Consider the following 26,678-nt stretch of genomic DNA (forward strand, 5'->3'; position numbering starts at 1 on the left):
AAGACACCTATATTTTTTCAAACTCTGCTTTTAGTATAGAGTAATATATACTCATTGCATGTCAGGAATTGCTGACAAAAAATGCTGCCTAGTGATTGCTCTGTGTTCTTTCGTGACAATCCCCTGAGTTCCTGCTAATTTAATGGTATGAGACCAAAATTGTCAGCGCACTATGCATATAGCGACGGCTATTCTCACCACTTGCTATATCACGTGTATTTTTAGGAGAGATTGTGACCGATTCGGTACAAACAAATTTATTAGACGCATCAGACATTTCTATTCAGCAAATTAATAACACGCTGGGTGTTTTGACCCAACATGATATCGACTTTGCAGACTTATACTTCCAATCATCACAACATGAAGCCTGGGTATTAGAAGACGGTATTATTAAAAATGGTAGTTATAATATCGAACGAGGCGTGGGTGTCAGAGCTATCAGTGGCGAAAAAACAGGGTTTGCATACTCCGATGATATCAATGCAACAGCCCTTTTAGACGCCGCCAAAGCCGCTCGCAGTATTGCTGATCATACTGATGTAACGACGCCTATCGTGAAGCCATTTAAAACCGTGCAAAATGACATGAAATACATGGCAAACAACCCGTTATTAGCGATGGCTGAAGCCGAAAAGATTGCTATTTTAAAAGCCACTGATAGCTACATCCGAGGACAAGCACCTAATGCGTCACAAGTGTCAGTTAGCTTAACGGGTGTGTATGAAGAAATCATGGTTATTGGGACAGATGGTACTTGGGCAACCGATATCCGACCATTGATTCGTCTTAACTGCTCAGTCTTGCTTGAAGAAGGTGAACGTCGAGAACGTGGTGGAGCTGGTGCTGGCGGACGTTACGCTTACAGTTTTTTCCAAAGTGACGTAAACGGTATTCCTTTTTATCAAAGTTTAGCTGATGAGGCTCTGCACATGGCAAGAGTCAACATGGAAGCCGTTGCTGCACCAGCTGGTAATATGCCGGTTGTACTCGGTGCAGGTTGGCCTGGTGTGTTATTACATGAAGCTGTCGGTCATGGTCTAGAAGGTGATTTTAACCGCAAGGGAGCATCTACTTTTTCTGGTCGTATAGGTGAACAAGTTGCTGCTAAAGGTGTCACCGTGGTTGATGACGGCACTATGGCAGACCGTCGTGGTTCATTGACCATTGATGATGAAGGAACACCAAGTCAGTACAATGTCCTCATCGAGGACGGTATTCTCAAAGGTTATATGCAAGACAAACACAATGCGGCATTGATGGGCGTAGCACCTACAGGTAATGGTCGACGAGAATCATATTCCCATTTGCCCATGCCACGGATGACAAATACCTATATGTTAAATGGTGAACATAGCCAAGAAGAAATGTTTGCTTCAATTAAACAAGGGGTTTATGCACCAAATTTTGGTGGTGGCCAAGTGGATATTACATCGGGTAAGTTCGTTTTTTCTACCTCAGAGGCTTATCTCATCGAAGACGGTAAAGTCACGACACCAATCAAAGGGGCAACGTTGATCGGAAATGGACCTGAAGTTATGGGAAAAATATCCATGATAGGCAACGACCTAGCACTCGACCGTGGTGTTGGTGTATGTGGTAAAGATGGACAAAGCCTCCCTGTCGGTGTTGGTCAACCGTCTTTAAAAGTAGATGAAATTACTGTGGGTGGAACCGCTTAACTAGATAAAGTATGCAACGCCACTTTACACAATATCAAAGTGGCGGAGATATTAGAGTGTTTCTTCACGCAAATACTGAAATAACTCACGATACGCTTTAGGCGGTTTATTTTGGGCTGTTTCTTTATTTGCTTGACGCACTAACTGACGTAGGCGTTGACGGTCTAGCTGAGGATGCTCATCTAATAACGCTTGAATCGCATCGTCACCCCCTTTGATCAGATTATCACGGGTGTGTTCTAAAGCATGAAACGCAGCATTGGATTGTTTTGTTTTTGCTTGTAAAACTTCCAAGGCATTGGCGATAGCAGCAGTGTCGCGCTGACGTAAAAGTTTAGCAATAAATTGTAGTTGACGGCGATAACCGTCTTTTTTCTTGTTGATGCGATGGGCAAGTTCAATGGAATCCATTAACTCTTCATCAATAGGAAATTTTTTTAAGGTAGCAGGCGTAAGCTCGACAATCTGTCGACCGAGCTGAAATAGTGCATCTGCTTCTCTTTTTAATTGGGTTTTACTGACGTACTCAGGTTCGTCGTCAGGAATATCTTCAAAATGTGACATAATTATTCATCGTAGTTTTACTGCTACCTATTGTAGCAAGATTACGTAACACATGGACAAAAATCTTATATGCAAATGAAACAACAACTTCAAGACATCCAAGATGCAGTGGCTGAAGTCCTTGCTTTAGCAAAAGCAAAAGGCGCAACCGAAGCAGAAGCAAGCATGTCAAAAGTGCAAGGAATTGCGGTATCCGCTCGGATGCAAGAAGTCGAAACCGTAGAGTTTACCAACGACGGTGGTTTAGGTATTTCCCTTTATGTAGGCAATAAAAAAGGCTCTGCATCAACGGCTGATCTGAGTCATGCCGCACTGGAACTCACAGTGAGTAAAGCGATCGAAATTGCTAAATATACCGAAGAAGACCCGTGTAACGGGATTGCGGATAAAGCACTTTTGGCCACAGATATCCCTGACTGCGATTTGTATCACCCGGAAGAGCTAGATACACAAGCAGGATTAGCTTTGGCATTGGCAGCAGAAAAATATGCACTCGATGCTGATACTAGAGTTACCAATTCAGATGGCGCTTCTTACAATGCCAACATCGGTTGTCGAGTCTATGGTAATTCACATGGTTTTCTGGCTGGTTACCCATCGAGTAGATATTCTTTGAGCTGTGTGGTCATTGGCCAAGATGGCGATGATATGCAACGCGACTATGCTTACACAGTAGATCGTAAAGCAAACCGTTTACTCAGTGCTGAATCGATTGGGAAAGAAGCGGCTGCACAGGCGGTAGCGAGATTAGGCGCAGAAAAAGTCAATACAGGTAAATACCCCGTTATATTTGATAAGCAAATTGCGAGTTCTATTTTTGGGCATTTGGTATCAGCAATAAGCGGTGGGAGTTTATACCGTAAATCATCTTTTTTATTAAATAGTATCGATACCCAAATTTTGCCCCACTGGCTAACCATCCAAGAACAACCTCATTTACCCCAAGCATTGGCATCGACACCATTCGATCATGAAGGCGTCGCAACAATAGACCGCACGATTGTTGAGCAAGGTATTCTAGGTTTATATCTAATGACCACTTATTCTGGCCGTAAAATGGGCCTCCCTTCCACCGGCCATGCCGGAGGCGTGCATAATTGGCAAGTTTCTACGACTCATACAGACCAAGCAGCATTACTTAAGGAAATGGGTACAGGAGTGCTCGTAACGGAATTAATGGGACAAGGAGTAAACGGTGTGACTGGAGATTATTCTCGCGGTGCTGCTGGTTATTGGGTAGAGAATGGCGTGATTCAATACCCTATCAGTGAGTTCACCATTGCTAGTAATCTCAAAGACATGTTTATGAATATAGTCGGGATCAGTGCCGATATAGAGACTCGTGGCAGTGTATTTACGGGTTCTTTATTAATCTCTGAAATGCAAATAGCCGGCGAATAACCGGCTCTTGCGGCATCGCCAAAATACATAATCGGTGTATGCTTAACGAGGTGATATTTAACGCACTTATTTATGGCAAATATACACATCAAAACGATGTTTTTTGCCTTTAATTTGCATACTTGGCGGTTTACCTGCTAAGAAATCAGCGTAATTAGGGCGCTTTACTACCACGCGTTGTTTAGCTAAGTCTAGCGCAGGGGTGAGTAGATCATCTGCGTCGTCATCAAAGCCTAAAAGCGTTTGAAACATTTTCATGGGTTTTTTCACTGCCGCTGATTTCTTCTTATGAGGGAACATCGGATCTAAATACACCACATCAGGCACACCTAATTGCACCTGTTCAGCACCGTTATTACCATCTGACCACGTTTTCAAAATATGACCTGCGTTGCCACATAGCAGATGTAAGCGCTCACTTAATTCATTGTACTCAGGATTTTCAGCCAAACGTTGTAAACCATCTTGGAGCAAGGCACACACCACATTAGTCCGCTCCAACATAGTTACATTACAACCTACCGCGGCTAAAATAAAACTATCTGTACCTAAACCCGCTGTAGCATCAACTACATGTAAGGAATCTTTGCCTTTGATGCCTACTGCTTTGGCAATCGCTTCATTACGACCGCCACCCTTCTCTTTGCGATAAGCTAATGCTGATGAAGTAAAATCAACTTGTAATGGCAGCATTTTAGGATCGTTAGTATCACTAAGACCTAAACCGTCTTCACTCATGGTCAGCACAAAACCAGGCTCGGGGATCTCAGCGTACTGTGTCTTCACCTGAAGACTAAATTCTTCCGCACACGCTTCTACTTTTGCAACATAAGTAGGTTTATATTCATTTGGCATTACGGCACTAACACGAATGGGAAAGCCACCACTGTCTTGTTGTAAATAGCGCATAGTATTTTTGGCGAATCCGGTTTTATGCATTAGTGTATTGCTCGCGATTACCCAACCAACGATTCACAATAGCATTGGCATGTGAGGGATATTGTTCAAATACATGGGTCGCTAGCTTTTGTACCTGCTCTATCATATGTCCATCTCGGACTAAATCTGCGATTTTCAAATCTGCTAACCCGGTCTGTTTTGTGCCTAATATTTCTCCTGGGCCGCGAATTTCCAAATCCATCTGAGCAATATAAAAACCGTCATTTGATTCTCTTAAAACACCTAAACGTTTCGTTGCTGTTTTTGATAAATTCCCGTCATACATCAATACACAGTGACTCTCCACCGAACCTCGACCCACTCGTCCACGCAGTTGGTGCAACTGAGCTAAACCTAATCGCTCTGGGTTTTCAATGATCATTAGAGAAGCATTAGGTACATCGACACCCACCTCTATCACTGTCGTTGCCACCAATACATCTAGCTTACCTTCCTTGAACTGCTGCATGATTTCGAGTTTATCTTTGGCATGTAAACGCCCATGTACTAACCCAATTCGCAGATCCGGCAAGGCCGTATTTAACGCCACAAAAGTATCTTCAGCAGCTTGGCTTTGCAAGACTTCGGACTCTTCTATCAACGTGCAGACCCAATACACCTGGCGCTGGTCTTGAGTCACTGAGGTATGCACACGTTGGATGATCGCATCGCGCCGAGCATTCGGTATCACCACCGTTTTCACCGGTGTCCGTCCTGGGGGTAGTTCATCTATGATAGACGTATCCAAATCAGCATATGCGGTCATTGCTAGCGTTCGAGGAATTGGCGTAGCAGTCATCACAAGCTGGTGTGGAAACACTCCTTGTTGCTCACCTTTTTCGCGCAGAGCCAAACGCTGATGCACCCCAAAACGATGTTGCTCATCGATGATCACCAGTGCTAAGTTTTTATAGTGTACTTTTTCTTGGAATACAGCATGCGTGCCAACGAGCAACTGAATATCACCACTGATTAGATGTGCCAAGACACTTTCTCGTGCTTTGCCTTTTAGCTTCCCTGCTAACCAGCCTACATTAATACCTAGAGGCTCTAACCATTGGGCAAAATTGTTCGCATGTTGCTCGGCCAACAGCTCGGTTGGCGCCATCAATACCACTTGGAAACCTTGAGCAATGACCGGTAGCGCAGCCATAGCCGCCACGAGTGTTTTACCAGAACCAACATCACCTTGTACCAAACGCATCATTGGATATGGTTGAGACATATCATGCATGATTTCTCGGGTGACGCGCGCTTGTGCATTGGTTGGCGAAAACGGGAGAGTCGCTAAAAACTGAGCCTGTAGATCAGCGCCTTCGGTAATTGCAAAACCTGGTTGCACCACATTATTGGCACGTACTTGCAAAATACTCAAATGATGCGCCATCAACTCTTCGAGAATAAGACGTTGTTGGGCAGGATGTTTACCCTCGGTCATCAACTCCATTGAGATATCGGGTGTGGGACGATGCACAGTTAATAGCGCCTCTTCTAGCGTGATTTGAGTATCGTACAACCCGGCTGGGAATAGTTCAGCTAAAGCACCTTTCTGTAACGAAAGTAAAGCTTGTTCGGTAAGATTTCGTAAGGTGATCTGCTTGATCCCTTCAGTCGCTGGATATACGGGTGTTAAACTTTCTGCCACAGCAACGATTTCACCATCTTGAATTATTTTGTATTCAGGGTGAGCGATTTCCAAACCGTTTTTACCCCGTCGAAACTCGCCATAAGCACGCATCGTCTGCCCAACCGCCATTGCGTTTTTTTGGGCAGCATTAAAATAAAAGAAGCGGCAGGTAATAGAACCACTATTATCAGCAATTTTAACCACAAGAGAACGGCGCCGACCAAAAGTCACTTCACTGTGGGTTATTTCACCTTGGATAGAAGCATGGAGCCCGTGATATAAATCGCATATGTTATAGATCCGAGTGCGGTCTTCATAGCGATGAGGCAAGTGAAACAAAACATCTTGAATAGTCCGTAGCCCAAACATAGCAAGCTTTTCGGCCATTTTAGGGCCAACACCTTTAAGTTCACTAACGGGTCGCTGCCCTAATCCACCGGTACTGGTCATTGCCTATTTGGATTCCCTTGTTTGAGCGCTTGCCACCACGTATCCGAAGCGACAATTTCGCCTTGTTCATCAATCTCAGGATAAGGTAACTCACCATGCTCCTGCCATTGTTTGTATACGAGAGAATGACCACCTCGGAACAAAATCCGCTGCCGTAAATCGTCCGGTAATTGATTATTCTCGTACATACCAGCTTTTTGTCTTTGCCGCTGTGCTTCGTATAAAATTAAAGCAGCAGCTACAGATACATTTAAAGATTGTGTCATTCCCATCATCGGAATGACAATATCTTGATCGGATTGGGCGATAGCTTGTTCCGTTGCGCCAAACCGTTCTTGGCCAAAGATAATAGCCGTTGGCTTGGTATAATCGACGTCACGAAAATCGATAGCGGAGTCTGACAAATGCGTAACTAGCACTTGTTTACCCTCGCCCTTTAATGTCGTAATTGCTGTATCTACAGTCCGATGTGAATGGATATCAATCCAGTCATGTGCTCCCATAGAAATAGGACGAATTGTCGCAACTTTATCAAACCAAACAGTATGAATATTTTGCACACCGACCGCATCACAGGACCGGATAATCGCCGATACATTATGTGGTTTATGCACTTCTTCAAGTAACACTGTTAAATCAGTTTGACGCAACGCCAACATATCATTGATACGCTGTAGGCGTTCTGGAGTCATCGTTTTTACTCAGCGAGTTCTAATACACCATCAATTTCAATTTGTGCACCTTTGGGTAAAGCTGCAACTTGAACCGCTGCACGGGCAGGGTATGGTGTGTTGAAGTATTGAGCCATAATTTCGTTGACGGTAGCGAACTGACCTAAATCAATCAAAAAGATATTCACTTTTACCATGTCATTTAAATCGCCACCGGCAGCTTCACATACCGCAGCTAAGTTTTTAAACACCTGATGAGCTTGCTCAGCAAAATCTTCAGAGATAAATTCCATTGTCTCAGGTACCAGTGGGATTTGCCCAGATAGATATACAGTTGTGCCAGTTTTAATTGCTTGATTATACGTACCGATGGCAGCAGGGGCTTTATCTGTGTGAACGACGCTCTTGGTCATAATATGTATTCCTAATAAGTAAAAAGGCCTCAAGACGAGGCCTGTGAAAAAAAATAAATGGTTATGTGTTTTTATACTGACTGTGACGAGATACTTTTTGGACTTCTGGCATATTCCGTATTTTGCGCATGATATCCGCAATATGTACACGGTTACGCGTCGTTAATTCCAAATCAATAAAGTACACGTTACTTTCTTTTTCATCTGTTTTTAGATGAATGATACTCGAATCACAACTAGCGATGGTGTTCGTCAACGTCGCAAGGGTGCCTTGGTGATTGAGTAACTCGATGCGCATGTTCGCTCTAAAATCTCCCTCAACCGAATCATCCCATTCCATCGCCAGCACTCGCTGCGGTTCTTCTTTGGTCAACTTACGGATATTGGTACACCCGATCTGGTGGATCATCATCCCTTTACCAGGATTTAGGATAGCAACAATCTCATCATCTGGGATCGGATGACAGCATTTCGAGTAGTGCAACAATAATCCTTCTGTTCCTTTAATAGCGACTTTACCCACTTTTCCAGTAAGTGAGTCATTACTATCTGTATCGCCTAATAATCTTCTAGCGACAATCGCACTTAATTCATTACCCAGCCCAATGTCTTCTAAAATACTCTCGAAACTATCATGTTTCGTCTCTGCTAAAACACGTTCAATATCGACCTGTGAAATATCTTCCAACTTGGTTGAGCCAAGGGCGTGCCTCAAGAGGCGCGTACCCATGACCAATGCTTCATCAGTTTGTTGTTTGCGTAAATACGCACGAATACGAGCCCGGGCTCTCGCACTTACTACATAATTTAACCAACTGGCATTGGGTTTTGCTCTTGGTGACGTAATAATCTCCACCGTTTGACCATTCTCAAGAGGCCTAGACAATGAGTAAGACTTTTTATCTACACGAACACCTACACAGCAATCACCGATATCTGAATGGACCGCATAAGCAAAATCAACAGCACATGAACCCATGGGTAATTCTACAATTCTACCTTTTGGTGAAAACACATAGATTTCATCTGGAAATAGATCGGATTTAACGTTTTCTTTAAACTCGAATGATGAACTGGCACTTTGTTGTAGTTCTAAAATCGATTGGGTCCACTGTCGCGCCTTTAATTGTGAACTCGTATTATCATCATCATTCGTTTTGTATAGCCAATGTGCTGCGACACCTTTGTCCGCCATGATATCCATTTCTTTGGTGCGGATCTGGATCTCAACAGGGATCCCATGTGGTCCTTTCAATGAGGTATGCAATGACTGATAACCGTTCGAACGAGGTATCGCGATATAGTCTTTAAAACGATTTTCAATGGGTTTATACAAACTATGCATCGCACCTAGTGCACGGTAACAATCGTCCACTTTATTAAAGATTAAACGAAACGCATAAATATCCATAACATCGTCAAATCCCATCACTTTATTTTTCATTTTGCGATATATGGAATAAAGGTGTTTCTCTCGCCCCTTTACTTCAGCATCAAGTCCATGCTCTTGGAGGCGTGACTCAATCTCACCAAAGATATTATCAATCAGTTCTTTGCGGTTACCACGTGCTTGTTTAACAGCTGATTGTAAAGCCCGATGACGCATAGGGTACATGGCTTGGAAGCCTAGGTTTTCCAGTTCATTTTTCATGTCATGGATACCTAGACGATGGGCTAAAGGCGCATAAATTTCTAATGTCTCGGTCGCAATGCGACGGCGTTTATCTGGACGTAAAGCCCCAAGAGTACGCATGTTATGCGTTCGATCTGCCAACTTTATTAAAATAACGCGAATGTCTTCCACCATCGCCATCATCATTTTGCGGAAGTTTTCGACTTGTAGTTCTTCTTTGCAAGAGTATTTGATTTTATCTAGCTTACTCACCCCTTCTACCAAATTGGCCACCACCTCACCAAAGTGCTCACATAAATCAGCGTGGTCAAAGTGGGTGTCTTCAATGACATCATGAAGAAGAGCAGCCATAAGGGTTTCATGGTCAAATTGCATGTCGGCAAGGATCCCTGCAACAGCAACTGGGTGGGTAATATAGGGATCACCACTGGAGCGCATTTGTCCTTCATGGGCCTCTTTGGCCAACACAAATGCATTTTGCACCATCTGAACTTTTTCAGGTGGCAAATAGGAGGAGATTTTTTGTTTTAGACCTTCGAATAAATACACTGTCGCATCACAAGAAAATTACGAAATATAAGAATACTTCACTCAGCCCTGTGATGCTAGTGTTTTACTGAGGATTATTCAGATAAAGCGCTGGCTACGAAAGAGAATTCTTCGCTTTGTGCTTGTTGCTGATCAGCTAGTGCTTGAGCTTCTAAGGTATCGTAATTTACTAAACCTTGTTCAATTTCACGTAAAGCCACTACAGTCGCTTTATCATTACCCATTTCAACTAATGGATCTTTACCTTCTGTAGCAATCTGACGAGCACGTTTTGCAGCAACTAACACTAAATCAAAACGATTACCAATCTGGTCAACGGCATCTTCAACTGTTACACGAGCCATAATTTTCTCCGCAAAATGAGGTTATTTTTCAAAAAAGGGCGCAGATTGTACATCAAACCAACAGGTATTGGTATACATTACACTAAAAGTTCTGCAATTAAATTAGCATATGTCGTACTTTGCGCAGTTTGCGTCAAACGCTTGTCCAATACAATACTATAAAAATCAGTTAACGTGCGCGAAAAATCATCATTAATCAAAACATAGTCAAATTCGTGCACGTGCGACATTTCACTTTTGGCTTCGCTCATTCGTTTCGCAATAACTTCTGCACTATCTTGTCCACGACCTTGTAAGCGACGCTCCAACTCCGCAATACTCGGCGGTAAAATAAACACAGTGTGGGCTGCTGGATACTGTTCTTTTACCTGACGAGCACCTTGCCAATCAATATCCAAAAAGACATCTATACCCTGCTCCAAGGTATTTTCAATCGCTTGGCGTGAGGTGCCATAATAATTATCGAACACTTTTGCATGTTCATAGAAACCGTTTGCAGCAATCATATCGACAAAAGTTTCGTGCGATACAAAATGATAATGTTGCCCATTTTCCTCACCTGGACGTGGGTTGCGCGTCGTATGAGAAACCGCTACTTGCAAAGGTGCTTCTGCTGAAGAATGTTCCGCTAATAGCGCTTTTATCAACGAGGATTTGCCCGCCCCAGACGGTGCTGATACAACAAATAAATTACCGCTACGCTGTGAAGTTTCTACTTTATCTTGATTTTGCTCTAGAGACATTCAAAAAGACCTAACTAACATTGGATTGCACTGGTTGACAATGTTAGCATATCGTCATTAAAAGTGGCGTCACAATTCTTTCTTATTGAGGTTTTTATGCAATCACAACTTACCGATACCCAATACCACGCTTTGGTCGATGAAGCGTTACTTGCCATTGAAGAGGCACTTGATGTTTGTGAGGTCGATATCGACTTTGAAAGCGCTGAGGGGATCCTTACACTGATTTTTGAAAACGGCACTCGAATCATCTTGAATAAACAAGAACCATTACATCAGTTGTGGGTTGCGACTAAGTACAATGGCCATCATTTTAATTATGAAAATGGGCAGTGGATTGATGAACGTGGCGCTGGTGAGTTCTTGGCATTTTTAGACGCCGCGATCTCAAAACAAGCCGAACAGCCAGTTGCACTAGGTCTGCAGTTACATGGCTGAGTTACTACCTAGCGTAGTGGTTGACGCTAAAGGCTCCCACCAAGCGACTGTTATTTGGTTACACGGTTTAGGCGATTCTGGTAATGGTTTCGCACCTATTGTGCCAGCATTGAATATCCCAGATGCACTCGGTATCAAGTTTATCTTCCCACATGCCCCCGTGCGTCCAGTCACCATAAATAATGGCATGGCAATGCGCGCTTGGTATGACATAAAAAGCATGGATTTCGGTTCTCGCGCTGACTTGGACGGTGTAAAAGAATCTGCCGCACAAGTCGAAGCACTCATTGAAGCAGAAATTGCAGCGGGTATCCCACCGCATAAAATCGTGCTTGCAGGTTTTTCTCAAGGGGGGGTTATTAGTTACTACCTAGGCTGTCGCTACGGCAAAGCTTTAGCTGGTATTATGACCTTATCAACTTATATGGCAGACGGTGAAACATTGGCTGCACAGATGAGTGAGCTTTCTCGTATAGTGCCTATTTTTGCAGCTCACGGGACACACGATGATGTAGTACCTGTCACAATGGGTAAAGCTGCTTATCAACAAGTCGCAGCGCTAGGTTACAACGCCACTTGGAAAGAATACCCCATGCAACACAATGTCTGTCCTGAAGAGGTTAATGACATCAGTAATTGGCTACAAACAAGGCTAGGCGATTAATCCATGACTGCAACAAGCCACCCACAAAAAAACACTATCACAACCGTCAATATTGCCACTAGAAAAAGTAATCTGGCTCTTTGGCAGGCTTATTATGTGCAAGCTGAGTTACTAAAACATCACCCAGACTTGACCGTCAACCTAGTCCCAATGAGTACCAAAGGCGATCGAATTTTGGACACCCCTTTGGCTAAAGTAGGTGGCAAAGGTTTGTTTATTAAGGAACTGGAAGTTGCCATGCAAGAAGGCCGAGCGGATATCGCCGTTCATTCGATGAAAGATGTACCGGTCGAGTTCCCCGAAGGGTTTGGTTTGCATGCTATTTGCCCTCGTGAGAACCCTTTTGATGCTTTTGTTTCAAATACTTACGACGCATTTGACGAATTGCCAGAAGGTGCCATAGTAGGTACTAGCTCACTTCGTAGACAAGCCCAATTAAGAGCTGTGCGTCCAGACATAGTGATTAAAGATCTGCGCGGTAACGTGAATACACGCCTCGCTAAACTGGATGCGGGTGAATACGATGCTATTATTCTAGCCTGCGCAGGCCTCTTGCGTTTGGAAATGCCGGAGCGTATCAAAAGTACGTTACCTGAAGCTGTTTCTTTACCTGCTGTAGGTCAAGGTGCAGTTGGGATTGAATGTCGTAACGATAACCCTGAACTCATTGCCTTATTACAATCTTTAGTCTGCCCCATTACCAGTATTAGGGTACTTGCAGAACGCGCCATGAATGCAAAACTACAAGGTGGTTGTCAGGTCCCTATTGGTTCGTTTGCAACCTTATCCGGCAATGTATTATCACTGGCAGGCTTAGTCGCCAAGGTCGATGGTTCAAAGGTACTCAAAGCCTCAGCGAGTGTGACATTAGACCTAGACGTGACAAATTTACCCGACCCTGTAAATACTTTTGCGCAAAAATGCTTGGCAGATGCATATCAAGTAGCACAAAAGTTAGGTGAACAGATCGCTGATGATTTACTAGAACAAGGTGCAGGTGATATCTTAGCCCAAGTCGAAATTAGCTAAGTACCCACCATTATAAACTGATACAAACCAACATTTACTGAGCTATGTGTGATACCAGTATGAGACAATCACGCTGAGATTGTGCCAGCAGAGAGATTTTTATGACGGTGTTTTTGTGAGTATTGTAATATTACGTCCCACCCATAAAATTAAAGCCAGCCAACAGGCGTTTAGTCATGCTGGCCTTACTGCAGTAGGCGTTGCCTTGCAAACTTTGCTACCCGCGGATGATATCGGATATATTGTCCAAAGTGCGAATATTGGCCAAGCAAAACATATTATTTTTACCTCCCAACGCGCAGCGTGTTTGAGTTTACCCTTTATTCCTGAATTGCCCAGTCAAACGTATTTATATGCAGTAGGGCCAAGCACATTTGAGACTATCGCCCAATGGACAAACCAACACCCTTTTTGGTGTAATAATCATCAAATTATGTTGCCCGATGTCCGGCATTTCACCAGTGAAGGTTTACTCGCTTTAGCTCCTTTACAAAAAGCAAGATTATGCAGCGAAAACCCTGAAAATATTGTGATTGTTAAAGGCCTCAATGGCCGTTCCACACTGCATGAAACGTTACTAGAAAGAGGGGCTAACGTCATTGAATGTGCCGTTTACTCGAGAGAAAATTTACCAGTACCAGAGGCTACACATTCTTGGGTAATGGCCGATATTAAAACGATGGTAACAACCAGTAGCGAACAACTACAACAGGCGTTCAAGGTTTTTCCCAAAGCATGGCTAATTAGTCTACAATGGGTAGTAGTAAGTGAGCGAACTGCACTGGCAGCCAAGCAGTTAGGTATCACAAAAATTTATATCGCAAATGGTGCTAGCGATGCAGCACTGATTGAAAAAGTACAATCTATTTAATGGAGTAATGCATGACAACCAATGCACAAGGACCCGCAGAAGACAAGAAACCAAAAAGCGAAGCACCTATTGATGGTGAAGCTAAAGTTGTCAAAACCATTGCAGCGGATGACGCTATTTCGTCAGACTCAAGTAACTTAGATTCAACTCGTCCAAATACGACGGCAAAAACCGAATCAGATAACAGCAAAGTGACTCAAAGCAAAGCTAAAACGTCTTCGGTTAATCGTCAAGAGCCTGCCGAGATTGAAGTCGAAGTCATCAAAAAACATGGCCATAAAGGCATCTGGTTTTTCACTGTGATTAACTTTTTTATCCTAATTGCCATCCTTGCTGGAGGTTATTGGTATTGGATGAATTACCTCCAGGCCGAGCGAATAGATCCGAAAGTACAAAATTTAGAAAATCAGTATTCACAATTACAAAATAACTTATCACAAATTGAAGCAGCATTAAGCCAAGCGCAAAATGTATTGGGAGAACAAAACGCTGAATTAGTAGCGCTAGCCCAGGCAGATCAAACGTCAGCATCCCAATTCAGTGCACTGGCTCAGCAAGTGCAGTTAAATCAATTAACCGGAGAAGGTTTATCTAAGCGCATTGCTGACGTAGCTGGTCGCCGTCCTTCGGATTGGTTGTTAGCTGAAGCTGACTATCTAGTCAAATTAGCTGGCAAAAAACTCTATTTAGAAGAAGATGTGAAATCAGCCATCATGCTGCTGAAGTCTGCTGATGTCCGTATTGCTGACTTAGCCGATCCATCTTTACTCCCTGTACGCGCTCTTATTGCCAAAGATATTCAAACCTTACAGCAAGTAAATGATGTTGCTAGTACATCGATTGCGTTGACTATTTCTGCCCTAATCGCACAGGTTAATACACTACCTTTAGATACCTTAAAATTACCTGATCCAGTCCAAGAAGCACAACAAAGCAATGTGAGTTCAGACATCAGTAACTGGCAAGCCAACCTAAAAGCTAGCTGGGATGCTATTGTTAAAGATTTTGTTTCTGTGGAAAAACGCAGTGCTCAAGTACAGCCATTTATGTCAACTAAACAACAATGGTTGGCGCGTGAAGAACTAAAATTTGCTTTGTTGAATGCCCAAAACGCGATTTTACAAAATGAAAATGCGTTATTTGTCCAATCACTACAGATGGGTTTGGACACCGTGGTTACGCATTATGACTTAGAAAACCAAGGTGTTGAAGCATACATGCAAAGTATTCAAGACCTTATCTCTACTGATACCAAAAAAGTGATTCCTGCACAGCTTGATTCACAACAACCTCTAGCAGAGGTTATCGATCAGCGAATTCAAACCTTATTTGCCGGAGGCCAATAACATGATCAGAGTTATTTTATTACTCGCGTTCCTGATCATTGGACTGATCGCTGGACCAAATCTTGTTGGCGAAAAAGGCTATGTGCTTATCGCTTTAAAAAACACCACGATCGAGATGAGCGTGATCAGTTTAGGGATCATGTTATTTTTTGCTGTGGTTGGTTTTTTAATCATTGAATGGGTTATCAAGAGAACCCTTGCCGTAGTAACCGGTTCCAAACATTGGCTAGGTAGCTGGGGCGAACGTCGTCGTCAAAAACAATTCAATATCGGGATGCATGCACTTGCAGAAGGCGACTTGTTAGTGGCCCGCAAGGCTTTAACGAAAGTTTCCTCTGCTAATTTTGAAGGCTTAAACCTGTTAGCAGCAGCGGATGTCGAAGCCAAGTTAGGCAACGAAACACAAGCCTTAGGCTATTGGCAACAAGCGAGTGAGATCCCAGGTAGTAGCTTAGCGGCTAAACTGAGCATGGCTCGTCATGAGATAAGCCAAGGCCGTGGCGCTGAAGCATTAAGCATCATTGACACTCTCAGTGCCAAACAAAAGCAAAAGCCAAATGTTATTGAAGTATGGGCAGGTGCACTTGCTGCTTCGGAACAATGGCACGAATTACATACCAAGTTAGATAGTTGGAAAAAAGCACTAGGCGATCGTTATGAGTACTGGTTAAGTCTAGCTGCACAAGCTGACTTTGCTGAAATAGCACAAAAAGACGGAGCCAACGAGCTCATGTCTGAATGGCAAAAATTATCACGTGGGCAAAAGAAAAATATCGCTGAACAAAAAGCTTTCATAGAGCAATTATTAGCTCAGAATATGCATGAAGAAGCTCAAAATCAGCTAATTGCAGCCCAAAAATCTGGTCCTCATACCGAATTATTACCACTATTTAAACAGCTGGTTCTAGATAAGCCTTTACCCTCGATTAAAGTATTAGAAAAATGGCTTAAAAAGGACCGCGAAAACGTACTTTTATACTCTACGTTAGCGCATGTTGCTTTCCATTCTGGTGATGTCATTTTGGCTGAAAAAGCAGTGAAGTCTGCACTTGATTACGGTAAACAGCAAGACGATATTTTATTACTCGCTGAAATCAAAGCTGGCCAAGAGAACCCAGAAGAAGCCCTCGCTTTGTACAAACAAGGATTAAATGCGGGATAATTTTTTATTTGTTGAAAGTTTTACCAATGCCAGCGTGTCCTATCTAATACTAACCAACATAGGACGTAAGACATGAAAGCATTGACCTCTTTATTGACGAGTATATTTTTACTAACAACTAGCCTGGCGTTTAGTGCCGCGAGTTATGCCGCTGACCCAATAGAAACCGGGACCTTTAACAACAAAGCGATATATGGCTACGATACCGTAGCCTATTTCACTCAAAATCAAGCTGTTGAAGGGAATGAGCGAATTACGAGTGAATGGCGCGGTGCAACTTGGTATTTTTCCTCCACTGAACACAAAGTCTTGTTTGATGCTAATCCACTAGAATATGCTCCTCAATACGGTGGTCATTGTGCATACGCAATGTCACGTGGACGCTTTGTGGGAATAGATGAAGAAGCTTTTGAAATCTACCAAGGCAAACTCTACCTGAACTATAGCAAAAGTGTCCAAAAAGACTGGCAAGAAGACCGTGATGGGTTTATTGCTGACGCAAATAAAGCGTATGACGCGGAATTCGACTTTTAAATGAGTGTTGTGTTGAAGTACATCTCAGAAACAACGTAAATGCTTCTGGGGTTGCCCGCAATAAATGAAGGTTAACATTGCTGTTTAATCCTGTGTAAGTACTATCTGTTGGTTTTTACACAGGGTAAAAAATTTATTGCTCTCTATCTCAGGGACTTCCGCTTGGCATATCACTTGTTCAGCGTAACTAAAATCAGTTAAGTTAACGCCATGGCTTAGGGCTTGTGCGCGCAACCACGATTCTTGTTCAAACCTACATGACAAAGTGAATTTTTGAGTGGGTATAAAAGGAATACCTTGGGCATCTTTTAACACCTCCTTGGTAGCTTGAGAATAAGCGCGTACTAAACCACCGGCACCTAATTTTATGCCACCAAAATAGCGACTAACGATGACTACTACATTACCAAATTCACTATGGTTAATGATATTTAGTATTGGTTTACCGGCCGTGCCTGAAGGTTCACCATCGTCGTTGTAACCTTGATTGGTTGGCGCTGCTGGATTACCGAGAACATATGCCCAACAATGGTGACGCGCATCGGGATATTTTTGTTTTTCTAAATCTACCGCACCTAACGCATCTGCACGAGAATTAACCGGATAAACAGCAGTATTGAAACTACTTTTTTTGATCTCATAATGGATTGCATTAGGTGTTGTTAACGTTAAATAAGACATTAATTGTTTCACTTACCAAGAGAAAATAGCAGACTGAATACCACTCAAATATTGGAAAAAACCTTTAGCCATGAGTGATCAGACCATCAAAACCAAGAACTAGGATAACATCCCTTTACTATCGTATTAGCATTTTATTTTTTAGGAAACACCAGATGAATATTAATAAATACTTTGATGAAAATGTCGTGTCTATCGGTTTTGATACCGAAGCAGGACATGTAAGTTCAGGAGTCATGTCAGTTGGAGAATATACGTTCGGTACCAGTCAAAAAGAACGTATGGTGGTCGTGCATGGCGAGCTTGTTGTACAGCTGCCAAATACTCAAGAATGGCTATCTTTCCCTGCAGGGACTGAATTCAACGTCGATGCCAATGTCGAATTTAACGTAAAAGTAGCAACGCCTACTGCATATCTTTGCTATTACAGCTAAGCTTTCTTTCTGCCCACTTATGGTGGGCTTTCTACACCAAAGCATTTATTTTGATTAAAATGATTGTTCATAACGCAAAATTAAAAATCTTGTAAATCGATTTTATCAAATTTTGTTAAATCTAATTGTAGTGAGAATTTTTCAAGCAGAGCATTTAGCTTAGCTTGTTCCACTGCTAATTCATCCATTAAAATAGTATTGTCATCTAACGTCCACAATTGACGCGAGCCAGAGTAACTAAATTGCAGTGCTAAGAGTGCTTGCACATTCCCTTGTTCAGCCTCAGATTGGATTTTTTGCATTTTACGGGTGATCACGTTGAGCACCTTTTTCAGTTCCCAAACATAGACGACTTCGGTCATAAAAGGATGGGCTTTATATTGTTTTAACACTACTCCTATCGCTATGACTGTGACTATTACACCGAATAAATTCCAATGAAAATGCGTTCCCTCAGCGCTTGGATAAATGGCGATCAGTATTTGTGCTATGCCTAAACTACCCACAACCAAGGCGACAATACACAGCCCAATGACAATATTTAAATGTTTGCGGTAACGTTTTTTATCTATCTCTAGTAACTGCATTAATCTAATCCCATGCAAATATATTTGGTTTCTAGGTATTCATCGATACCATATTTGGACCCTTCTCGCCCTAAACCTGACTCTTTGATCCCACCAAATGGAATCACTTCTGAAGTAATGCCGACCTCGTTGACTCCAACCATACCGTATTCGAGCGCTTCACTGACACGCCAGGCGTTGCTATTATCTGAAGTGTAAATATAAGCGGCTAAACCATATTCTGTTGCATTGGCTATGCTTATTGCTTCTTGGTTAGTAGCAAAGGTCATTAGCGGGAGAACTGGACCAAAAATTTCTTCATTGACCAAGGCCGTGTCAGGCTGCACATTATCCAAAATCGTCGGCGGGTAAAACTGCTGTTGCTTCAGCCCCTGCCCTATTAGTTTATCAGCAGTCATTGCCTGACCTCCCAACAAAGCTACTGCTCCATTTGCTAATGCATCTGTCACCAGTGCGTGAACTCTGGTAACAGCTTGTTGTGTGATCAAAGGCCCGATAGTCACACTTACTTCTGTGCCTAAGCCAACGAGTAAAGATTTAACTCGTTCAAGCAAACATTGAGTAAACTGCTCTTTGATATCTTCATGGACCAATACGCGATTAATACAAATACAGGTTTGCCCTGCGTTGCGATATTTCGATGCAATGACACCTGTTACGGCTTGCTCAATATCGGCATCCGCAAAGACTAACACCGGAGCATTGCCACCTAATTCCATAGATACTCGTTTTACAGATTGTGCTGCTAGGCCCAACAAAATCTTGCCGACACGGGTAGAACCGGTAAATGTAATTTTCCGCACTTTGGGATGTGTTGCTAACACTTCACCAATCCCAGCAGAATCCTCTCCAACAATCACATTAATAACACCTGCGGGGATCCCGGCGCGTTGGGCTAAAGCAACCAAAGCTAGCGCAGATAATGGCGTTTCCGCAGCAGGTTTGATCACAATGGTACACCCTGCGGCCAGTGCAGGGCCCACTTTTCGCGTTAGCATGGCACTAGGAAAGTTCCATGGTGTTATCGCTGTAACCACACCCACCGGCTGCTTTATAGTAAGTAAGCGCTTATTATCATGATTAGTAGGTATAATATCACCATAGATACGTTTGGCTTCTTCCGCAAACCATTCAATAAAAGAAGCCGCATAAGCGATCTCAGCTTCTGCCTCTGCGATGGGTTTACCCTGCTCTGATGTCATTAACAAAGCTAAGTCAGTTTGATTCTCCATAATCAAAGCAAACCATTTTTGCAAATACCCTGCACGCTCTTTTGCTGTGAGTCCACGCCAATCGCGTAATGCCGCATCTGCAGCCAAAACCGCTTGTTCGGCATCACAATGCGTCCCATTAGTAACTTGTGCCAAGACCTCACCAGTCGCAGGGTTAGTCACTGCAAAGACCTTAGGTGTTGCAGTGTGATTTTGTGTATCTTGCCACTGTCCTGCAATGTAACATTGGGTTTTTAAAAGGGAAGGATCCTGAAGTTTCATGGCTGCGTGCATTGTTCATCTAGACTTAATGCAAGCTTATAATTAATGACAACTAATTCATACCCAATTCTTAATTTTTAGGCCTAAAACATGAGCAGAATCACAGACTTGTCACTGGATATAAATTTCTCTAAAGTAGGCACGTTGAATGACAGAAAAAAAATGCTATAGGAATAATAATAATGCAGAGACAATTTTTAAAAACGAGTGTGTCACTTGGACTACTAGCCGCTTTAATTGCGTGTCAGCCTAACCAGACTCACCCAACAGAGAGTCCCGATACCCCATCCACCATTCAGGAAATCACAGTGACTTACCCAGAAACAAGAAAAAGCGACGTAGTTGATGTTTATTTTGGCCAGGAAGTCCCTGATCCCTACCGTTGGCTAGAAGATGATCGCAGCCCTGAAACAGAAAATTGGGTTAAAGCACAAAATACTGCTACACAAAACTATTTAGCGCAAATTCCCTATAAAGGAGAAATTGGCGACATTGTCAAAACACTCATCAATTACGAAAGAGTATCTGCACCATTTAAAGAAGGTGAGTATACCTACTTTTATAAAAATGATGGCTTACAAAACCAATCGGTTTTATTTCGTCAAAAAGATGGAAGCGAGCCAGAAGTTTTTATCGACCCGAATTCGTTCTCTGAAGATGGTACGATTTCACTAGCCACTGTCGCGTTTTCTGATGATGGTTCTTTAGTTGCCTATCAAACATCCACTGGAGGTAGTGACTGGCGGCAAGTCTACATCATGAATGCGATAACCAAAGAGTTTATCGGCGAGCCTTTACAAGACGTAAAGTTCTCAGGTTTATCATGGTTCAAAAATGAAGGGTTTTACTACTCTAGCTACGACAAACCGGATGGTTCAGAACTCAGTGAAAAAACTGACCAACATAAACTCTATTACCATAAGATCGGTACACCACAATCGAGTGATACCAAAATATTTGGTCATACCGAAGCCCAAAAGCATCGTTATGTCGGAGCTCAAGTCAGTGAAGATAACCGATTTTTATTGATCAGCGCTGCTGTTTCTACATCAGGAAATAAAGCCTTCCTAAAAGATCTGACTCAGCCTGACAGCCCTCTAAAAACAGTAAAAGATAATGTTCAAGGGGATGTTTATATGCTGACATCTCAAGGCAACGAAATTTATCTGGTGACCGATGTCGATGCACCTAATACACGAGTTATAAAGGTATCAGCAGACAATCCAACTGTTGATAATTGGATAGATGTGATTCCAGAAACAGAGCATGTATTAAGTCCAGCAGTTGCGGGTGATTTTATTTTTGCTGAATACATGGTAGACGCTATATCAAAAATCTACCAATATGATTTAACGGGTAAACAAATCCGCACCATAGCACTTCCAGGTGTCGGCAATGCCGGTATCTACAGTGCCAAAAAAGACGATACCAAAACGTATTTTACTTTTGCCAACTACACTACACCAACAACAATCTACTCCTTAGATTTAGCTACTGGGCAAACAGAGATATTTAGTCAACCTGATACCGCCTTTAACAGTGCAGATTATGTTTCTCAGCAAGTGTTTTATACCTCGAAAGATGGAACGCGTGTGCCAATGATAATCACATATCACAAGGACACTATTTTGGATGGCAAAAACCCAACTATCTTATACGGGTATGGCGGGTTTAATGTCAGTCTAATGCCACGTTATAGCTCAGTGCGTGCCGCCTGGTTAGCATTGGGTGGGATTTATGCCGTACCCAATATTCGCGGCGGTGGTGAATATGGTAAAGCTTGGCATGATGCTGGTACACAAATGCAAAAACAAAATGTATTTGATGATTTTATTGCTGCAGCAGAGTTTTTATTTGAGAAAAACTACACTAGCAGTGATTATTTAGCCTTAAGTGGTGGTTCTAATGGCGGGTTACTAGTGGGTGCAGTAATGACGCAACGCCCTGAACTAGCAGCTGTTGCCTTACCTGCTGTTGGAGTATTGGATATGCTTCGTTACCATACCTTTACTGCAGGTGCTGGTTGGGCATATGACTATGGTACTTCGGAACAAAGCAAAGCCATGTTTGAGTATCTAAAAGGATATTCGCCTGTACATAATGTTGCACCGATGGCATATCCGGCAACGATGGTCACCACAGCCGATCACGATGACCGTGTTGTGCCAGCTCATTCATTTAAGTTTGCTGCAACATTACAAGCTGCTCAACAAGGTACTAATCCAACACTTATCCGTATCGAAGAAGATGCCGGTCACGGAGCTGGTACACCGGTAAGTAAAACGATTGAGCAATATGGGGATATTTATGGGTTTACGTTATGGAATATGGGGATTCGTTCATTAGCTGAAATTACACCAAAATAAACCATAGCTACAGCACACACTTTGCTGTAGCTATAAATGTATATTAACTGAGTAATGGACTCATACAAAAGGCCCCAAATGGGGCTTTTTAATGAAAAACGATTTATCTGCTCGTTTGCACCACAAACATCCCTTTCCCGGTGGCATTCACTTGCTGCCCATCACTAAAGGTAACGGTTCTAGCAGTATTGGTATAGTTGTAAACAATGAGCTCGCTAATAATAGGATACGTTGCATATTAAAATGCACTATATCTTTTTAAAGTACGTATGCTTTAATGTTGATGATTTTATTGAGCTAATAAAGGTAGATATGGATTCTTTAACCCAAATCGCTCTAGGTGGTGCTGTTGGGTATGCTGTACTAGGCAAGCAACATGGACGCAAAGCTATTCTTTGGGGAGCTGCACTAGGCACCTTACCTGATCTGGATGTATTGATCCCATATGGTGGTGAAATCGAAAACTTTACCTATCATCGTGGTTTTAGTCATTCGTTGTTCGTGCAACTCCTTATCACACCTTTTATTGCGTGGCTGGCCCAGAAAATTCATCCAGTCACAAGTGCCAGCTTTGGGCGCTGGTGTGTCATGATTTATTTGACATTAAGTTCACACGCCCTCTTGGACACCTGTACGGTATATGGCACACAGCTGTTGTGGCCTATCACTGAGTATCCTTTCTCCTTTAATAATTTATTTATCATTGATCCCTTATATACCATTCCTTTATTAATAGGCCTTGGATTTGCCTCCAGTAAGCGGCTATCTGAACAAACCAAACAAAATATGAATGTGAGCGGCCTAGTGATAAGTTCTATCTACATCCTATGGTCATTCGTAGGGAAGGCATTGATTGATCAAAAAATTGAACAAGCAATGACTCTCAAAGGAATCACTGCCCAACACTATATCAGTTCACCGGCTGCGCTCAATACACTATTATGGCGTGCTGTTATTATTCAAGATACTCAATACTATGAAGTTTATGCTTCAGTATTTGACGAACCGACTGAAATCAGTTTATCCCCCTACCTGACACAACCGAACTTACTCACTGCGCTGCCAGATACATGGCATATCCAACGTCTACAATGGTTTACTAAAGGCTTATACAAAGTACGGGCAATCGACCAAGATATCGTATTTTCTGATCTGAGGATGGGCGTCGAATGTGCTTATGCTTTTAACTTTGTGGTAGGCCAATTCCAAATAGGACCAGAAGGGAAGCAAAAGATAATAGCAGGTCCTTACTCCAAAATTACAGAACGGCCAGATTTATCAGCTCTAACAGATATTTGGAAAAGAATTTGGGAGCCACAGGTTGCCCTGGTACCACAGGTATCTTGCTAGAAAATGGTTAGCCCAACTCTGAACTGTTCTTATCAAAGGGTAGTACCAACATATTGAAAGTACATCCAGATGTATTAAATCTCTCAGTTCAGCTCTTTTTGCCCTTGATAGAACGCCCTGCTTTTTCTAATAATGGTTCTTCTGGCCAGCGATGTTTAGGATAGCGCCCCCGCATTTCTTTGGCGACAGCGAAATAACTACTGCCCCAAAATCCAGCCAAATCAGCGGTCACCTGGATCGGTCGTTGTGCCGGTGATAACAGCTCAAACCTTAATGGCACCTGACCTTGTGCGAGCAAAGGAGATGCCAACTCCCCAAACACAGATTGTAATTGCAGCGCAACCGTCGGTGGCTCATCGTATAGATATCTTATGTCAAACATTTTACCATCTGGGGCTTGGTACTGTTTGGGTGCGTGTTTGGTTAAATATTGCTGTTGGCTATAGTCTAATATCGCTTCTAACAAAGGTAATAAAGGTATTTTTCTTGCCTGAGCCAATGACTTACCCGCTACATACGGCAGAAACCAGTCTGAGATATGCTGCAACAAAAACGCCTCATCAATTAATGGGACCTCTGTTGGACAATACTGATGTAACCAACATACGCGCGCACACCACTTTTGACACCCTTCTGTAAAATTGAGTACCTGTAAACCATGATTCTGGACCAAACTCACCAATACTTCAGAAACGTCAGTTCCAGACCAATCGCCCAACGGCGACTCAGATATGAGTAAATGCCTATAGCGTTGCTGTATCATCGCTTTGACTTTATCGGTCGACTTTTCTAGCTGATAAACTCGTTCTTCTTGGGTGGCAATGTTTGCAAGCACTGCTGTTGTGGAGCCTGCCACTGCAGAATAAATCGCACCGCCTTGATTTTGTCCATCACAATCTAAGACGACACACCACTCCATACCACTTAACGCATCAAGCTCATGCAACACCACTCCACGGCCATTGGACAATGTATAGCTATGCCCCTTGCCCTTCGCTAAACGATCTGGAAAACCCAACAAAGCCATTTTAAAAAGTGTATCTTGGGCAGGCAACACCACCTCTTGCAGCGGTAAACTGACACGCCGTGCTAATGACTTAAACAAATTCACAACACTGGATAAAGCCACTTGATTAACAATGGAAGTTGGTGCTAACTCACTCTTTAACACAGAAAACAAAATATGAACTCGAGGTATAATATCTACAGAGCGGTCATTGAGTAAAATATCTTTTTCACTTAGTAGCGCACACAAAGCCAGTGCAGCACTTTTTTCACTCGGATTCTGAGCTTGTAATAACATTGTCGCAAACCGTGGTTCGATACCCAATGACTCAGCTTGTTTGCCTAAGCTTGTCAGCCCTTTATTATCTAATAAACCAAGATCGGAAAGTGTCGTTTGTGCTTGAGCAATATGTGCAGGAGGTGGTGCATCTAACCAAGGTATTGTGCTGGTGTCCTGCATTCCCCATGCCATACACTCCAATACTACTGACGACAAATCAGAAGTCGCAATGGGTAATGGAGGATAGGGTGCTAAGGTTTTGTTGGTCGGCCACAAACGGTAACAGTAACCGGCTTGAACCCGCCCTGCTCGACCCTGCCTTTGGATCGCAGAGGCTTCACTAATATAGTGTGTAGACAGCTTAGTAAGACCTGATTTAACGTCAAACTCACTGCGCTTTTCTAGCCCTGAATCAATCACAACCGTCACATTCGGCAAGGTTAAGCTAGTTTCAGCAATATTCGTAGCAAAAATAACGGCTGGGTTAGGTGATCGACGCTGTAAAATTGCCGTTTGTTTATCTAGAGCCAAACCGCCATACAAAGAAAATATTTGAACATTAGCGACGTGCTCACGACACCATTTGAGACAGTGTTTTATGCTAGCTAGACCGGGTAAAAAGACCAAAATATCACCTTGATGATCAGACGTTTTAACAATCTCTAACAATAACAGCCCAATATGTTGAGGTAAGGCTCGTTCATACTGAGCTAATTTGGACAAATGGCTATTTCGCTGAGGTTGTTCACTAACCGGTCGGTAAAAAGTTGTGACAGGAAAAGTACGCCCTTGTGCTGAAATAACCGGTGCCTCCCCCAAGTACTCTGCCACATCTAGTGTGTTCATCGAGGCTGACATGACTAACAAGCACAAAGACTCTCGTAAACTTTGCTGTACTTCATAGCTCAACATTAATCCTAGATCAGCCGGGACACTGCGTTCATGAAATTCGTCGAAAATAATACAACCCACTCCCGTTAATTCAGGATCATGCTGCAAGCGTTGCGTTAATATTCCCTCTGTCACTATCAACAACCGAGTCTGTGTTGATACCTGTTGGTCATTGCGGATCTGATAACCGACCGTAGCCCCTACTTTTTCTCCTAACGACTGTGCTAAATAACTTGCCAACGCCTTCACAGCGACACGTCTTGGTTCTAACAAAATGATTTGTTGTCCAGCAAAAAGAGGATCAGTAAGCAAAGCTAAAGGGACTGCTGTGGATTTGCCAGCGCCAGGCTCAGCTGATAATACACAACGCCTATACTTCCCCAGTGTCGAGATAAGATTAGATAAATGAGCAGTGATCGGTAAATGTACTGGCTCAGGCGTTGGGGTTAATGAAGACAAGAACTTTCCAAATTGATATAAAGGCAACTAAATAACATGACTCATCTTATCTAGTCACAAAAAAACCCGCAA

The 26,678-nt window shown here is 42.8% G+C and carries 24 protein-coding genes; 12 read left to right on the plus strand and 12 right to left on the minus strand.

Annotated features, from left to right (window positions below; all coding sequences use genetic code 11):
- Positions 1–275 precede the first annotated feature (275 nt).
- Positions 276–1,682, plus strand: coding sequence for a metalloprotease TldD (gene tldD / locus NLF92_RS06925; RefSeq protein ID WP_432420214.1), 1,407 nt, complete (start codon positions 276–278; stop codon positions 1,680–1,682).
- Between the two features lie 51 nt (positions 1,683–1,733).
- Here tldD and yjgA read toward each other — a convergent pair whose 3' ends face one another.
- Complete coding sequence (gene yjgA, locus NLF92_RS06930) at positions 1,734–2,246, minus strand: ribosome biogenesis factor YjgA (RefSeq protein ID WP_254100182.1); 513 nt, start codon at positions 2,244–2,246, stop codon at positions 1,734–1,736.
- A 69-nt stretch (positions 2,247–2,315) separates the two neighbouring features.
- Between yjgA and pmbA the strand changes: the two genes are divergently transcribed.
- Complete coding sequence (gene pmbA, locus NLF92_RS06935; protein ID WP_254100184.1) at positions 2,316–3,647, plus strand: metalloprotease PmbA; 1,332 nt, start codon at positions 2,316–2,318, stop codon at positions 3,645–3,647.
- 66 nt (positions 3,648–3,713) lie between these two features.
- Here pmbA and NLF92_RS06940 read toward each other — a convergent pair whose 3' ends face one another.
- From NLF92_RS06940 to gmk, 7 genes are all read right to left on the minus strand, one after another.
- Positions 3,714–4,586: a class I SAM-dependent methyltransferase gene (locus NLF92_RS06940; protein WP_254100186.1), complete on the minus strand. Its 873-nt coding sequence runs from the start codon at positions 4,584–4,586 to the stop codon at positions 3,714–3,716.
- Complete coding sequence (recG, locus tag NLF92_RS06945; protein ID WP_254100188.1) at positions 4,579–6,663, minus strand: ATP-dependent DNA helicase RecG; 2,085 nt, start codon at positions 6,661–6,663, stop codon at positions 4,579–4,581. The genes NLF92_RS06940 and recG overlap by 8 nt, the downstream gene beginning before the upstream one ends.
- Positions 6,660–7,355: a tRNA (guanosine(18)-2'-O)-methyltransferase TrmH gene (gene trmH, locus NLF92_RS06950; RefSeq protein ID WP_254100190.1), complete on the minus strand. Its 696-nt coding sequence runs from the start codon at positions 7,353–7,355 to the stop codon at positions 6,660–6,662. Before trmH ends, recG begins: the two co-directional genes overlap by 4 nt.
- Positions 7,356–7,360: 5 nt before the next feature.
- Complete coding sequence (locus NLF92_RS06955) at positions 7,361–7,747, minus strand: RidA family protein (protein WP_254100192.1); 387 nt, start codon at positions 7,745–7,747, stop codon at positions 7,361–7,363.
- A gap of 61 nt (positions 7,748–7,808) precedes the next feature.
- Entirely contained in the window at positions 7,809–9,929 is a 2,121-nt protein-coding gene (gene spoT, locus NLF92_RS06960) for a bifunctional GTP diphosphokinase/guanosine-3',5'-bis pyrophosphate 3'-pyrophosphohydrolase (RefSeq protein WP_254100194.1), read from the minus strand.
- A gap of 74 nt (positions 9,930–10,003) precedes the next feature.
- A complete protein-coding gene (rpoZ, locus tag NLF92_RS06965) occupies positions 10,004–10,273 on the minus strand; it encodes a DNA-directed RNA polymerase subunit omega (protein WP_254100196.1) in 270 nt (89 codons plus the stop codon).
- Positions 10,274–10,350: 77 nt separating this feature from the next.
- Positions 10,351–11,016, minus strand: coding sequence for a guanylate kinase (gene gmk, locus NLF92_RS06970; protein WP_254100198.1), 666 nt, complete (start codon positions 11,014–11,016; stop codon positions 10,351–10,353).
- 96 nt (positions 11,017–11,112) lie between these two features.
- On the opposite strand from gmk, the gene cyaY reads away from it, so the two are divergent.
- From cyaY to NLF92_RS07005, 7 genes are all read left to right on the plus strand, one after another.
- Positions 11,113–11,454 (plus strand): iron donor protein CyaY, encoded by a 342-nt coding sequence (gene cyaY, locus NLF92_RS06975; RefSeq protein ID WP_254100200.1) that lies wholly within the window; start codon positions 11,113–11,115, stop codon positions 11,452–11,454.
- Positions 11,447–12,118 carry an alpha/beta hydrolase gene (locus NLF92_RS06980; protein ID WP_254100202.1) on the plus strand — a complete coding sequence of 224 codons (672 nt, stop codon included), beginning with the start codon at positions 11,447–11,449 and terminating at the stop codon, positions 12,116–12,118. The genes cyaY and NLF92_RS06980 overlap by 8 nt, the downstream gene beginning before the upstream one ends.
- A 3-nt stretch (positions 12,119–12,121) precedes the next feature.
- Entirely contained in the window at positions 12,122–13,147 is a 1,026-nt protein-coding gene (gene hemC / locus NLF92_RS06985) for a hydroxymethylbilane synthase (protein ID WP_254100204.1), read from the plus strand.
- Positions 13,148–13,262: 115 nt separating this feature from the next.
- On the plus strand, positions 13,263–14,018 hold the full coding sequence (locus NLF92_RS06990; protein WP_254100206.1) for a uroporphyrinogen-III synthase: 756 nt from the start codon (positions 13,263–13,265) through the stop codon (positions 14,016–14,018).
- Between the two features lie 11 nt (positions 14,019–14,029).
- Positions 14,030–15,364, plus strand: a complete 1,335-nt coding sequence (locus tag NLF92_RS06995) for a uroporphyrinogen-III C-methyltransferase (RefSeq protein WP_254100208.1) — start codon at positions 14,030–14,032, stop codon at positions 15,362–15,364.
- A 1-nt stretch (position 15,365) separates the two neighbouring features.
- Positions 15,366–16,526 (plus strand): heme biosynthesis HemY N-terminal domain-containing protein, encoded by a 1,161-nt coding sequence (locus tag NLF92_RS07000; protein ID WP_254100210.1) that lies wholly within the window; start codon positions 15,366–15,368, stop codon positions 16,524–16,526.
- A gap of 72 nt (positions 16,527–16,598) precedes the next feature.
- The gene (locus tag NLF92_RS07005) at positions 16,599–17,060 is read left to right on the plus strand and encodes a YHS domain-containing (seleno)protein (RefSeq protein WP_254100212.1); all 462 of its coding nucleotides are present in this window, start codon (positions 16,599–16,601) and stop codon (positions 17,058–17,060) included.
- Positions 17,061–17,144: 84 nt separating this feature from the next.
- On the opposite strand, the gene NLF92_RS07010 is transcribed toward NLF92_RS07005, so the two are convergent.
- Positions 17,145–17,741 (minus strand): IMPACT family protein, encoded by a 597-nt coding sequence (locus NLF92_RS07010; RefSeq protein ID WP_254100214.1) that lies wholly within the window; start codon positions 17,739–17,741, stop codon positions 17,145–17,147.
- 155 nt (positions 17,742–17,896) lie between these two features.
- Between NLF92_RS07010 and ppnP the strand changes: the two genes are divergently transcribed.
- Complete coding sequence (gene ppnP / locus NLF92_RS07015; RefSeq protein WP_254100216.1) at positions 17,897–18,175, plus strand: pyrimidine/purine nucleoside phosphorylase; 279 nt, start codon at positions 17,897–17,899, stop codon at positions 18,173–18,175.
- Positions 18,176–18,255: 80 nt separating this feature from the next.
- On the opposite strand, the gene NLF92_RS07020 is transcribed toward ppnP, so the two are convergent.
- The gene (locus tag NLF92_RS07020; protein ID WP_254100218.1) at positions 18,256–18,762 is read right to left on the minus strand and encodes a DUF3087 domain-containing protein; all 507 of its coding nucleotides are present in this window, start codon (positions 18,760–18,762) and stop codon (positions 18,256–18,258) included.
- Positions 18,762–20,255, minus strand: coding sequence for an NAD-dependent succinate-semialdehyde dehydrogenase (locus tag NLF92_RS07025; RefSeq protein ID WP_254100220.1), 1,494 nt, complete (start codon positions 20,253–20,255; stop codon positions 18,762–18,764). Before NLF92_RS07025 ends, NLF92_RS07020 begins: the two co-directional genes overlap by 1 nt.
- 182 nt (positions 20,256–20,437) lie before the next feature.
- On the opposite strand from NLF92_RS07025, the gene NLF92_RS07030 reads away from it, so the two are divergent.
- Both NLF92_RS07030 and NLF92_RS07035 read left to right on the plus strand, forming a co-directional pair.
- Positions 20,438–22,621 (plus strand): prolyl oligopeptidase family serine peptidase, encoded by a 2,184-nt coding sequence (locus NLF92_RS07030; RefSeq protein WP_254100222.1) that lies wholly within the window; start codon positions 20,438–20,440, stop codon positions 22,619–22,621.
- Positions 22,622–22,933: 312 nt separating this feature from the next.
- Entirely contained in the window at positions 22,934–23,971 is a 1,038-nt protein-coding gene (locus NLF92_RS07035) for a metal-dependent hydrolase (protein WP_254100224.1), read from the plus strand.
- Between the two features lie 88 nt (positions 23,972–24,059).
- Here the strand turns inward: NLF92_RS07035 and hrpB are convergent, their stop codons facing one another.
- The gene (hrpB, locus tag NLF92_RS07040; protein WP_254100226.1) at positions 24,060–26,606 is read right to left on the minus strand and encodes an ATP-dependent helicase HrpB; all 2,547 of its coding nucleotides are present in this window, start codon (positions 26,604–26,606) and stop codon (positions 24,060–24,062) included.
- Positions 26,607–26,678: the final 72 nt, after the last annotated feature.

The organism is Opacimonas viscosa (assembly GCF_024199005.1).
In the GTDB taxonomy this organism is placed as follows: domain Bacteria; phylum Pseudomonadota; class Gammaproteobacteria; order Enterobacterales; family Alteromonadaceae; genus Opacimonas; species Opacimonas viscosa.